This is a genomic window from Pseudomonas sp. FG35 (assembly GCF_057809295.1).
In genome coordinates, this window is sequence record NZ_JBMDJR010000006.1 from 248,097 (window position 1) to 260,728 (window position 12,632).

Genomic DNA, 12,632 nt, shown 5'->3' on the forward strand with positions numbered 1-12,632 from the left:
CACGCAGAGCGTGGGAACGATCAGTAACAGAAGTTTGTGTCAGCCCAAAAGCTCTCGCAGGACCTGGGTAAAGGCGCGATTGCTGTCCTCCTCCCCGGCATGTCGCCCCTCGCGCACGACCCACTGACCGTTGACCAGCACATCGCGCACCTGACGGTCGCCACCGGCAAACAGCCAGCGATTGAGAATCCCGTCACCGCTGGCCGTGGCCAGATACGGATCGTTGCCATCGAGTACGATCCAGTCGGCACGCTTGCCGACTTCCAGCGCACCGATCGGCTGGCCCAGTGCCTGAGCGCCACCGTCCAGTGCCGCGTCATACAGCGTACGGCCGACCATCGGCTGATCCGCGCCATACAAGCGATTGCGCCGCTGATCGCGCAGACGCTGGCCGTATTCCAGCCAGCGCAGTTCTTCCACCACACTCAACGACACATGGCTGTCGGAGCCGATGCCCATCCGCCCGCCCTGAGCGAGGAAATCCACCGCCGGGAAAATCCCGTCGCCGAGGTTGGCCTCTGTGGTCAGGCACAGGCCGGCGATGGCGCGACTCTTGGCCATCAGCGTGACTTCTTCCGGATTGGCGTGGGTCGCGTGCACCAGGCACCAGCGCTGATCGACCTCGGTGTTTTCGTACAACCATTGCAGCGGACGGCGACCGCTCCAGCTCAGGCAGTCGTCGACTTCCTTCTGCTGCTCGGCGATGTGGATGTGCACCGGGCATTGCTGGTCGCTGGCCGCCAGTACTTCGCTGATCTGCTGTGGCGTGACCGCGCGCAACGAGTGAAAGCACAGGCCCAGCGACTGCGCCTTTTGCTGTGCCAGCAGCGGTTGCAGGCGCGATTGCAGCTTCAGGTAGTTTTCGGTGCTGTTGATGAAACGGCGCTGGCCTTCGTTCGGCGTCTGGCCACCGAAACCGCTGTGGCTGTAGAGCACGGGCAGCAAGGTCAGACCGATGCCGACGGAACTGGCCGCCTGGCTGATGCGCAATGCCAGTTCCGCCGGGTCGGCGTAAGGCTGGCCGTTGTTATCGTGGTGGACGTAATGGAATTCGGCGACCGAGGTATAACCGGCCTTGAGCATTTCGATGTACAGCTGACGGGCAATCACACCGAGCTGATCGGGGCTGATTTTTCCGACGAGCCGATACATCAGATCGCGCCAGGTCCAGAAACTGTCGTTGGGATTGCCGGCCACTTCCGCCAGTCCCGCCATCGCTCGCTGGAACGCGTGGGAGTGCAGATTCGGCATCCCCGGCAGCAGCGGACCGCTCAGCCGTTCGGCGCCGTCTGCAGTGGAATCGGCCTGGATTCGGGTCAACACGCCATCGGCGCTGACCTCGAGACGTACATTGTTGGCCCATCCGTTAGGCAGCAGCGCGCGTTCGGCAAAGAAGGCGGACATGGTTCAGCACCCCATCGTGTGTTATTTGTATATACATATACAGACGTTTGCCTGCCCGGTAAACTCCGGCAAGCTAGCAACTTTCATCCAATGAACAGGGATCCACCGTGCCGACTCCGCCTCCAGTCTCCCCGTTGGCCGCGAACATGGGCGACAGTCCGGCGCCCTTGTACGCCCGCGTCAAACAGATGATCACCCAGCAGATCGACAGCGGTAACTGGCCGCCGCATTACCGCGTGCCGTCGGAAAGCGAGCTGGTCAGCCAGCTGGGTTTCAGCCGCATGACCATCAACCGCGCGCTGCGGGAAATGACCGCCGACGGTCTGCTGGTGCGCATGCAAGGCGTCGGCACTTTCGTTGCTGAACCGAAGAGCCAGTCCGCGCTGTTCGAGGTGCACAACATCGCCGACGAAATCGCCTCCCGTGGCCATCGCCACACTTGCCAGGTGATCACCCTGGAAGAAGAGGCTGCCGGTTCCGAGCGCGCGCTGGCGCTGGACATGCGCGAAGGGCAGAAGGTCTTTCACTCGCTGATCGTGCACTACGAAAACGATGTTCCGGTGCAAATCGAAGACCGTTTCGTCAATGCGCTGGTCGCCCCGGAATACCTCAAGCAGGACTTCACCCTGCAAACGCCTTACGCCTATCTGAACCAGGTCGCGCCGCTGACCGAAGGCGAGCACGTGGTCGAAGCGATCCTTGCCGAAGCGTCCGAATGCAAATTGCTGCAGATCGAAAAAGGCGAGCCTTGCCTTTTGATCCGTCGTCGTACCTGGTCGGGTCGTCAGCCGGTGACGGCGGCGCGCCTGATCCACCCCGGTTCCCGTCATCGTCTGGAAGGTCGGTTTCATAAATGAGTGAAGTGAAGGTTTTACGCGCTGAGGGCTACCCGCGCATGCCGTGGAAAAACGGCGGCGGCAGCACCGAGGAAATCACCCGTGACGCCGGCGCCGGCCTCGACGGTTTTGGCTGGCGTCTGTCGATTGCCGACATCGCCGAATCCGGCGGTTTTTCGACCTTCGCCGGTTACCAGCGGGTGATCACGGTGTTGCAGGGCGACGGCATGACCCTGTGTGTCGACGGCGACGATACCCGGCCACTGTTACCCCTCGACCCGTTTGCCTTCAGCGGCGAAAGCCAGGTGTCCTGCACCTTGCTCGGCGGCGCGATCCGCGATTTCAACCTGATCTACTCGCCCCAGCGTTACCGTGCGCGCCTGCAATGGCTGGACGGCGACCAGCGGTTTTTCAGTTCGGCGAGCACCGTGCTGGTCTTCAGCGTCAGCGAACTGCTGGAGGTCACGGTCGGTGACAGTGCATCGCAACTCGGCCGCCATGACTGTCTGCAACTGGACGGTAACACCGGGCTGACCGAGATCGCCGTCAATGCCGGCTGCTGCGTGATCGAACTGTCCCCGCACTGATTCCTTCACACGCTCTGCGTGGGAAACGATCAAAAACCGCTGCTTTGAAAGCAGCGGTTTTTTTTCGTCCCGACGTTCCCGAAATGCGCACCAACTTGTTACCGAACGCCCCAGCGTGGCGCAAAACCGCGCTTCCGTAACAACCTCTCGCCACCCTCAATTCACCCCACGGAAAATTTCATGAACGCCAGAGCCCTTGATTCAGGCACTCTGCAGCCCTGTTCGGAATTTTTATTGAACAGCCCTCCAACAAGTTGGCCGCTTGATTGCATATGCTTGTATGTACAAGTAAAGACGTATGCGTATGAGTCGAACGAGACTCTCCGCAGCGTCCACTGATTCGCTTGTCGCGCACTGAGGCGCACAGGCTGCTTGCCCACTGCCAGGGTTGGTTTGAATTGATCGCTGAGGAGTCTTTTTCGTGACTGACAATAAGCCTACTAAGTTTCGTAATGTTGAGATCCGTGCCGCCCGCGGTAACAAGCTGACCGCCAAGAGCTGGCTGACCGAAGCGCCGCTGCGCATGCTGATGAACAACCTCGACCCGGAAGTCGCCGAGAACCCGAAAGAGCTGGTGGTCTATGGTGGCATCGGCCGCGCGGCGCGTAACTGGGAGTGCTACGACAAGATCGTCGAGAGCCTGACCAACCTCAACGAAGACGAAACCCTGCTGGTGCAATCGGGCAAGCCGGTCGGCGTGTTCAAGACCCACAGCAACGCCCCGCGCGTACTGATCGCCAACTCCAACCTGGTGCCGCACTGGGCGACCTGGGAACACTTCAACGAACTCGACGCCAAAGGCCTGGCCATGTACGGCCAGATGACCGCCGGCAGCTGGATCTACATCGGCAGCCAGGGCATCGTCCAGGGCACCTACGAAACCTTCGTTGAAGCCGGTCGCCAGCACTACAACGACAACCTCACCGGCAAGTGGGTACTGACCGCCGGTCTCGGCGGCATGGGCGGCGCCCAGCCACTGGCCGCAACCCTCGCCGGTGCCTGCTCGCTGAACATCGAATGCCAGCAGATCAGCATCGATTTCCGCCTCAAGACCCGCTACGTCGACGAGCAGGCCAAAGACCTCGACGACGCGCTGGCCCGCATCGCCAAATACACCTCCGAAGGCAAGGCGGTTTCCATCGCCCTGTGCGGCAACGCCGCTGAAATCCTCCCGGAGCTGGTCAAGCGCGGCGTGCGCCCGGACATGGTCACCGACCAGACCAGCGCCCATGACCCGCTCAACGGTTATCTGCCGGCCGGCTGGACCTGGGACGAATACCGCGCCCGCGCCAAGACCGAGCCAGCCGCTGTGGTCAAGGCCGCCAAGCAATCGATGGCCGTGCACGTCAAAGCCATGCTCGACTTCCAGAAGATGGGCGTGCCGACCTTCGACTACGGCAACAACATCCGTCAGATGGCTCAGGAAGAAGGCGTCGAAAACGCATTCGATTTCCCGGGCTTCGTACCGGCCTACATCCGTCCGCTGTTCTGCCGTGGCATCGGCCCGTTCCGCTGGGCTGCACTGTCGGGTGATCCGCAGGACATCTACAAGACCGACGCCAAAGTCAAAGAACTGATCCCGGACGACGCCCACCTGCACAACTGGCTGGACATGGCCCGCGAGCGCATCAGCTTCCAGGGTCTGCCGGCGCGTATCTGCTGGGTCGGCCTGGGTCTGCGCGCCAAGCTCGGTCTGGCGTTCAACGAAATGGTCCGCAGCGGCGAGCTGTCGGCTCCGATCGTGATCGGTCGCGACCACCTCGACTCCGGCTCCGTATCCAGCCCGAACCGTGAAACCGAATCCATGCAGGACGGCTCCGACGCAGTCTCCGACTGGCCGCTGCTGAATGCCCTGCTGAACACCGCGAGCGGTGCGACCTGGGTGTCTCTGCACCACGGCGGCGGCGTCGGCATGGGCTTCTCCCAGCACTCGGGCATGGTGATTGTCTGCGACGGTACCGACGAAGCGGCCGAGCGTATCGCTCGCGTGCTGCACAACGACCCGGGCACCGGTGTCATGCGTCACGCCGATGCCGGTTACCAGATCGCCATCGACTGCGCCAAGGAACAAGGGCTGAACCTGCCGATGATCACCGGCAAGTGAACATCTGCGGGAGCGGGCACCCTCGCTCCCGCAGGGCCACAACAATAACCAGAACAATCCACAGAGGTTGAATCATGGCGGGCAACACCGATCGTGCAGGCAGTAAACCGTTGATCGAAAGGCGTTCGATCGACTACATCCCGGAAGCGGAAAGACACGGTCGTCTGTTCAGTCAGTTCACCCTGTGGATGGGTGCCAACCTGCAAATCACCGCGATTGTCACCGGGGCCCTGGCCGTGGTGCTGGGCGGCGATGTGTTCTGGTCGTTGATCGGTCTGCTGATCGGTCAACTGCTGGGCGGCGGGGTGATGGCGTTGCATGCGGCGCAAGGGCCGAAGCTTGGCCTGCCGCAGATGATTTCCAGCCGGGTGCAGTTCGGCGTCTACGGGGCGGCGATTCCGATCGTGCTGGTGTGCCTGATGTATCTGGGCTTCACCGCCACCGGAACGGTGCTGTCCGGTCAGGCGCTGGGCCAGTTGTTCGGGGTCAGCGACACCGTCGGCATCCTGCTTTTCGCCAGCGTCATCGTGGTGGTCACGGTGCTCGGCTATCGGGTGATCCACTGGATCGGCCGCATCGCCAGTGTCATTGGTGTGATCGCTTTCGTGTACCTGTTCAGCCGTCTGATGAGTCAGGTGGACGTCGGTGCACTTCTGCAAATCCGCCATTTCAGCTGGAGCAGTTTCCTGCTGGCGGTGTCGCTTGCGGCCTCTTGGCAGATCGCTTTCGGCCCGTACGTGGCGGACTACTCGCGTTACCTGCCGAGCAAGGTGTCTTCGGTGAAAACCTTCTTCGCCGCCGGTGCCGGTTCGGTGATCGGTGCGCAGGTGGCGATGATCCTCGGTGTGTTCGCGGCCGCTTCGGCCAACGGGCAATTCGCCGGTCATGAAGTCGCTTACATCGTCGGTCTGGGCGGAACCGGTGCCACCGCCGCGCTGCTGTATTTCAGCATCGCGTTCGGCAAGGTCACCATCTCCACCCTGAACTCCTACGGCAGCTTCATGTGCATCGCGACCATCATCAGCGGCTTCCGTGGCCACCTGACGGTCACCCGCATGCAGCGTCTGGTGTTCGTGCTGGGGATCGTCGGCGCGGCGACCCTGATCGCGCTGCTCGGCCAGCACTCGTTCCTCGGTGCGTTCAAGTCCTTCATCCTGTTCCTGCTGGCGTTCTTCACGCCGTGGAGCGCGATCAACCTGGTGGACTACTACTGCATCACTCGCGAGCGCTATGACGTACCAGCGCTGGCGGATCCGAACGGTCGCTACGGCCGCTGGAACCTCCTCGGTATCAGCGTTTATGTGTTCGGGGTGCTGGTGCAACTGCCGTTCATCTCCACCAAGTTCTATACCGGTCCATTGGTAGCGGCCCTGGGGGATGTGGATATTTCCTGGATCATCGGTCTCGTGCTGCCCGCAGCGCTGTACTACGTCTGCGCGAAAAAATGGCACGGCACCGTACCCGATCGACTGATTCTGCCCGTCGAGCAGGACAGCGTTGTACAACCTAAAACAAGCGGGGCCGGTCGCGCTGCGGCGCAGACCTGATTTGGACGTGGACAGGGCTGGATGCCTCTTGACTGCCGTAAGCCAATTCATGATTAGGAGCGTCACAACAATGAAATCGAACAAGACCCTGCTGACCACCTTGCTTTCCATGGGCCTGCTGGCCAGCGCCGGCGCGACCCAGGCCGCCGGCTGGTGCGAGTCCGGCAAACCGGTGAAATTCGCCGGCCTGAACTGGGAAAGCGGCATGCTGCTGACCGACGTTCTGCAAGTGGTGCTGGAAAAAGGTTACGACTGCAAGACCGACAGCCTGCCGGGCAACTCCATCACCATGGAGAACGCCCTGAGCAGCAACGACATCCAGATCTTCGCCGAAGAATGGGTCGGCCGCAGCGAGGTCTGGAACAAGGCCGAGAAGGCCGGCAAGGTCGTCGGTGTCGGCGCCCCGGTGGTGGGTGCGATCGAAGGCTGGTACGTGCCGCGCTACGTGATCGAAGGCGACGCCAAGCGCAAACTCGAAGCCAAGGCGCCGGACCTGAAAAACATTGCCGACCTGGGCAAATACTCGGCCATCTTCAAGGACGCCGAAGAACCTTCCAAGGGCCGCTTCTACAACTGCCCGGCCGGCTGGACCTGCGAGCTGGACAATAGCGAAATGCTGAAAAGCTACGGTCTGGAAAACAGCTACACCAACTTCCGTCCGGGCACAGGTCCAGCGCTGGATGCGGCTGTGCTGTCGAGCTACAAGCGTGGCGAGCCGATCCTGTTCTACTACTGGTCGCCAACCCCGCTGATGGGCCAGATCGACGCGGTGAAACTGGAAGAGAAACCGGGCGTCGACAAGACCGTGACCATCAAGGTCGGCCTGTCCAAGACCTTCCACGAGCAAGCGCCGGAACTGGTGGCCGTGCTGGAAAAGGTCAACCTGCCGATCGACCTGCTGAACCAGAACCTGGGCCGCATGGCGAAGGAACGTATCGAGTCGCCAAAACTGGCGAAAATCTTCCTCAAGGAACATCCTGAAGTCTGGCACGCGTGGGTGAGTGAAGACGCTGCCAAGAAAATCGACGCGGCGCTGTAGGTCGAATTCCTCCCGGCCAACCGAGAGGCTGGCCGGGGTGTTCGCCGCAATCGCTTGATTGAGTTTCCTGATTGAGAGCCGCTTATGTTTCCCGAAAGCTTTACCTTTTCCATCGCCGACTGGGTCAACGGTTGGGTCGATGCGCTGGTCACCAACTACGGCGATGTGTTCCGCCATATCTCCGACACCCTGCTGTGGGCCATCGTCAATCTTGAAGGCCTGCTGCGCGCCGCGCCGTGGTGGTTGATGCTGGCCATCGTCGGTGTCGTGGCCTGGCACGCAACGCGCAAAGTCGTGACCACCGCCGTGATCGTCGGTCTGTTGTTCCTGGTCGGTGCCGTCGGCCTGTGGGACAAGTTGATGCAGACCCTCGCGCTGATGATGGTGGCGACGGTCATTTCGGTGCTGATCGGCGTACCGCTGGGGATTCTCTCGGCGCGCAGCAATCGCCTGCGTTCGGTGCTGATGCCGCTGCTTGACATCATGCAGACCATGCCGAGCTTCGTGTACCTGATTCCGGTGCTGATGCTGTTCGGCCTGGGCAAGGTGCCGGCGATTTTCGCCACCGTGATCTACGCCGCGCCGCCGCTGATCCGTCTGACCGATCTGGGCATCCGCCAGGTCGACGGCGAAGTGATGGAAGCGATCAACGCCTTCGGCGCCAACCGCTGGCAGCAACTGTTCGGCGTGCAACTGCCGCTGGCCCTGCCGAGCATCATGGCCGGGATCAACCAGACCACCATGATGGCCCTGTCGATGGTGGTGATCGCCTCGATGATCGGCGCCCGTGGCCTGGGTGAAGATGTGCTGGTGGGCATTCAGACCCTCAACGTCGGACGCGGTCTCGAGGCCGGTCTGGCGATCGTGATTCTCGCAGTGGTCATCGACCGCATTACCCAGGCGTATGGTCGGCCACGGCATGAGGTGAGCAAATGAGCAACGCAACCGTGAGCAAGATCGAAGTCAAAAACGTCTTCAAGATTTTCGGCAACCGCGCCAAGGACGCTCTGGCGATGGTCGGCCAGGGCAAGACCAAGGATCAGGTGCTGAACGAAACTGGTTGCGTGGTCGGGGTCAATGATTTGTCCCTGAGCATCGGCACCGGCGAGATCTTCGTGATCATGGGCCTGTCCGGCTCCGGCAAATCGACCCTGGTGCGCCACTTCAACCGCCTGATCGACCCGACCAGCGGCGCGATCCTGGTGGACGGTGTGGACATCCTGCAATACGACATGGACGCCTTGCGCGAATTTCGCCGGCACAAGATCAGCATGGTGTTCCAGAGCTTCGGTCTGCTGCCGCACAAGACCGTGCTCGACAACGTCGCCTATGGCCTGAAAGTGCGCGGCGAGAGCAAGCAACTGTGCGCCGAGCGCGCGCTGCACTGGATCAACACCGTGGGCCTCAAGGGCTACGAAAACAAATACCCGCACCAGCTCTCCGGCGGCATGCGTCAGCGTGTAGGTCTGGCCCGGGCATTGGCAGCGGACACCGACATCATCCTGATGGACGAAGCGTTCAGTGCGCTGGATCCGCTGATCCGCGCCGAGATGCAGGACCAGTTGCTGGAGCTGCAAAAGACCCTGCACAAGACCATCGTCTTCATCACCCACGACCTCGACGAGGCCGTGCGCATCGGCAACCGCATCGCGATCCTCAAGGACGGCCGCCTGATCCAGGTCGGCACGCCGAAAGAGATCCTGCATTCGCCGGCGGACGAGTATGTCGACCGTTTCGTGCAGCGGCGGGCGGCGGTGGTTTAAACAGATTTGTGTTGGCTGGGCCGGCCCCATCGCGAGCAGGCTCGCTCCCACAGTTGGAATGCGGTCTCCTGTGGGAGCGAGCCTGCTCGCGATAGCGTCGGCAAAGCTGCATCAATGTTCGGATGAGGTTTTAGATGTCCCAGGCTGAAAAAATCGTTATCGCCGACGCTCCGATGCGTTGGCAGGATGTGGTCGCAGTCGCCCGTCACGGCGCGCAGCTCGAGCTGTCGGCGCAGACCTGGGCGCGCATTGAAAACGCGCAGGGCATCGTCCAACGCATCGTCGCCAGCGGCGAACGCGCCTATGGCGTGAACACCGGGCTCGGTGCGCTGTGCAACGTCTCGCTGAAAGACGAGCAGCTCAGTCAGCTGTCGCGCAACACCTTGCTCAGCCATGCCTGCGGCGTCGGTCCGGTCCTGGCCGACGAGCAGACCCGGGCAATCATGTGCGCCGCGATCCGCAACTACAGCCACGGCAAATCCGGCATTCATCGCCGGGTGGTTGAAGCGCTGCTGGCGCTGCTCAATCGCGGCATCACCCCGCAAGTGCCGTCCCAGGGTTCGGTGGGTTACCTGACCCACATGGCGCACATCGGCATCGCGCTGCTGGGCGTGGGTAATGTCAGCTATCGCGGGCAAGTGGTTTGCGCGCAGCAGGCGCTGGCCGAAGAGGGCCTGCAACCGGTGCAGCTCGGGGCGAAGGACGGTCTGTGTCTGGTCAACGGCACGCCGTGCATGACCGGACTCGGTTGCCTGGCGATCGCCGACGCCACGCGTCTGGTGCAATGGGCGGACGTGATCGGTGCCATGAGCTTCGAGGCCCAGCGTGGCCAGATCGCCGCCTTCGATGCCGAAATCATCGCGCTCAAACCGCATCCGGGCATGCAGCAAGTCGGCGTCAATCTGCGCGCCTTGCTCGATGGCAGTGAAGTGATTGCGTCGAGCAAGGGCATTCGCACTCAGGATGCCTTGAGCATCCGCTCGATCCCGCAGGTGCACGGTGCTGCCCGCGATCAACTGGAACACGCGATCAAACAGATCGAAACCGAGCTCAACGGCTGCACCGACAACCCGTTGCTGCTGGGCACGCCGGATGACTTCCGTGTCATGTCCCAGGCCAACCCGCACGGACAATCGGTGGCGCTGGCGGCGGATCTGCTGGCGATTGCGATGGCCGAAATCGGCTCGATTGCCGAGCGGCGTCTGGATCGCCTGATCAACCCGCACGTCAGCGGTCTGCCGGCGTTTCTGGTGGCCAATCCGGGGGTGAACTCCGGGATGATGATCGTGCAATACGTCGCCGCGTCGCTGTGCGCGGAAAACCGCCAGTTGGCGCAACCGGCGGTGCTAGACAACTACGTCACCTCGGGCCTGCAGGAAGACCATCTGAGCATGGGCACCAACGCCGCGCTGAAGCTGCATCGCGCGCTGGAAAACTGCACGCAGATCCTCGCCATCGAGTACCTGCTGGCGGCCCAGGCGTTTGAATTTCTCAAGGAACAGCGCTTCGGCGCAGGCACCGATACCGCCTGGCGACTGCTGCGCGAAAAAGTCCCGGCCTACGATCAGGACCGCTGGCTGGCGCCGGACATCGCCGCTGCTGCAAGCGTTCTGAAAGACCCGGATCTGCTGCACAACGCATTACCCAATCTGCACTGACAACTACCCATACCAGCGTGCCAAGGCGCGGATCGTCCAAAAGACGAGAGGCGACGGATAACGGAATGCTCCGGAGCGACTGGTAGTTAATAACAATGCCTCAAAAGGAGCATTTAAATGACTGCGCTGAACCTGATCCCCGGCCAACTGAGCCTGGCCCAACTGCGTGACGTTTATCAGAACCCGGTCAAGCTGACCCTCGACAACAGCGCCAGCGCGCAGATCGAAGCCAGCGTGGCCTGCGTCGAGCAGATCCTCGCGGAAAACCGCACCGCCTACGGCATCAACACCGGTTTCGGCCTGCTGGCCTCGACCCGCATCGCCAGCGAAGACCTGGAAAACCTCCAGCGCTCGCTGGTGCTGTCCCACGCCGCCGGCGTCGGCCAGCCGATCAGCGATGAGCTGGTGCGCCTGATCATGGTGCTCAAGGTCAACAGCCTCAGCCGTGGTTTCTCCGGCATCCGTCGGGTGGTGATCGATGCGCTGATCGCCCTGATCAACGCCGAGGTATATCCGCACATTCCGTTGAAAGGCTCGGTCGGTGCCTCCGGTGACTTGGCGCCATTGGCGCACATGTCGCTGGTGCTGCTGGGCGAGGGCAAGGCGCGCCACAAGGGCGAGTGGATGGATGCGACCGAAGCGCTGAAAGTCGCCGGTCTGACGCCGCTGACGCTGGCGGCGAAAGAAGGTCTGGCGCTGCTCAACGGTACTCAGGTTTCCACTGCATTCGCGTTGCGTGGTCTGTTCGAAGGTGAAGACCTGTTCGCCGGCGCGCTGGCGCTGGGCGGTCTGACGGTGGAAGCGGTGCTGGGCTCGCGTTCGCCGTTCGATGCGCGCATCCACGCCGCCCGTGGCCAGAAAGGCCAGATCGACGCCGCTGCCGCTTACCGCGATCTGCTGGGCGAGCGCAGCGAAGTCTCCGACTCGCACCAGAACTGCGAGAAGGTTCAGGACCCGTATTCGCTGCGTTGCCAGCCGCAAGTCATGGGTGCGTGTCTGACTCAGTTCCGCCAGGCCGCCGAAGTGCTGGCCATCGAAGCCAACGCCGTATCCGACAACCCGCTGGTGTTCGCGGCCGAAGGCGACGTGATTTCCGGCGGCAACTTCCACGCCGAACCAGTGGCCATGGCCGCTGACAACATGGCGCTGGCCATTGCCGAAATCGGTTCCCTGAGTGAGCGCCGTATCTCGCTGATGATGGACAAGCACATGTCGCAACTGCCGCCGTTCCTGGTGGCCAACGGTGGCGTGAACTCCGGTTTCATGATCGCCCAAGTGACCGCTGCGGCCCTGGCCAGCGAAAACAAGGCGCTGTCCCATCCGCATTCGGTGGACAGCCTGCCGACTTCTGCCAACCAGGAAGACCACGTCTCCATGGCCCCGGCTGCCGGCAAGCGCCTGTGGGAAATGGCCGAGAACACCCGCGGGATCCTCGCGGTGGAATGGTTGGCGGCGGTGCAGGGCCTGGACCTGCGCAACGGCCTGAAGACCTCGGCCAAACTGGAACAGGCCCGTGGGATTCTGCGTCGCGAAGTGCCGTTCTACGAGAAGGACCGCTTCTTCGCGCCGGACATCAATGCGGCGACCGAACTGTTGGCTTCGCGGGTTCTGACTGAACTGGTTCCGACGAAGTTGCTGCCGAGCCTTTAACCCCACCACTGATCGTTCCCACGCAGAGCGTGGGAACGATCACA

Annotated in this window: 10 protein-coding genes; 9 read left to right on the forward strand and 1 reads right to left on the reverse strand. The window is 62.1% G+C overall.

What is annotated here, in order from left to right:
• Positions 1-39: 39 nt before the first annotated feature.
• On the reverse strand, positions 40-1,404 hold the full coding sequence (locus ACODTD_RS14510) for a formimidoylglutamate deiminase (protein WP_011332041.1): 1,365 nt from the start codon (positions 1,402-1,404) through the stop codon (positions 40-42).
• 146 nt (positions 1,405-1,550) lie between these two features.
• On the opposite strand from ACODTD_RS14510, the gene hutC reads away from it, so the two are divergent.
• From hutC to hutH (ACODTD_RS14555), 9 genes are all read left to right on the forward strand, one after another.
• Positions 1,551-2,261 carry a histidine utilization transcriptional repressor HutC gene (hutC, locus tag ACODTD_RS14515; RefSeq protein WP_170928949.1) on the forward strand — a complete coding sequence of 237 codons (711 nt, stop codon included), beginning with the start codon at positions 1,551-1,553 and terminating at the stop codon, positions 2,259-2,261.
• Positions 2,258-2,827, forward strand: a complete 570-nt coding sequence (locus tag ACODTD_RS14520; RefSeq protein ID WP_011332043.1) for a HutD/Ves family protein — start codon at positions 2,258-2,260, stop codon at positions 2,825-2,827. The genes hutC and ACODTD_RS14520 overlap by 4 nt, the downstream gene beginning before the upstream one ends.
• Before the next feature lie 421 nt (positions 2,828-3,248).
• On the forward strand, positions 3,249-4,931 hold the full coding sequence (hutU, locus tag ACODTD_RS14525; protein WP_011332044.1) for a urocanate hydratase: 1,683 nt from the start codon (positions 3,249-3,251) through the stop codon (positions 4,929-4,931).
• Between the two features lie 74 nt (positions 4,932-5,005).
• Positions 5,006-6,478, forward strand: a complete 1,473-nt coding sequence (locus ACODTD_RS14530; protein ID WP_489104962.1) for a purine-cytosine permease family protein — start codon at positions 5,006-5,008, stop codon at positions 6,476-6,478.
• A gap of 70 nt (positions 6,479-6,548) precedes the next feature.
• Positions 6,549-7,517: an ABC transporter substrate-binding protein gene (locus ACODTD_RS14535; protein WP_011332046.1), complete on the forward strand. Its 969-nt coding sequence runs from the start codon at positions 6,549-6,551 to the stop codon at positions 7,515-7,517.
• Positions 7,518-7,601: 84 nt separating this feature from the next.
• Complete coding sequence (locus tag ACODTD_RS14540; RefSeq protein WP_007952475.1) at positions 7,602-8,453, forward strand: ABC transporter permease; 852 nt, start codon at positions 7,602-7,604, stop codon at positions 8,451-8,453.
• On the forward strand, positions 8,450-9,280 hold the full coding sequence (locus ACODTD_RS14545; RefSeq protein ID WP_011332047.1) for a quaternary amine ABC transporter ATP-binding protein: 831 nt from the start codon (positions 8,450-8,452) through the stop codon (positions 9,278-9,280). Before ACODTD_RS14540 ends, ACODTD_RS14545 begins: the two co-directional genes overlap by 4 nt.
• Positions 9,281-9,414: 134 nt before the next feature.
• Complete coding sequence (hutH, locus tag ACODTD_RS14550) at positions 9,415-10,938, forward strand: histidine ammonia-lyase (RefSeq protein ID WP_201817056.1); 1,524 nt, start codon at positions 9,415-9,417, stop codon at positions 10,936-10,938.
• Between the two features lie 117 nt (positions 10,939-11,055).
• Entirely contained in the window at positions 11,056-12,588 is a 1,533-nt protein-coding gene (gene hutH / locus ACODTD_RS14555; protein ID WP_221615523.1) for a histidine ammonia-lyase, read from the forward strand.
• Positions 12,589-12,632 lie beyond the last annotated feature (44 nt).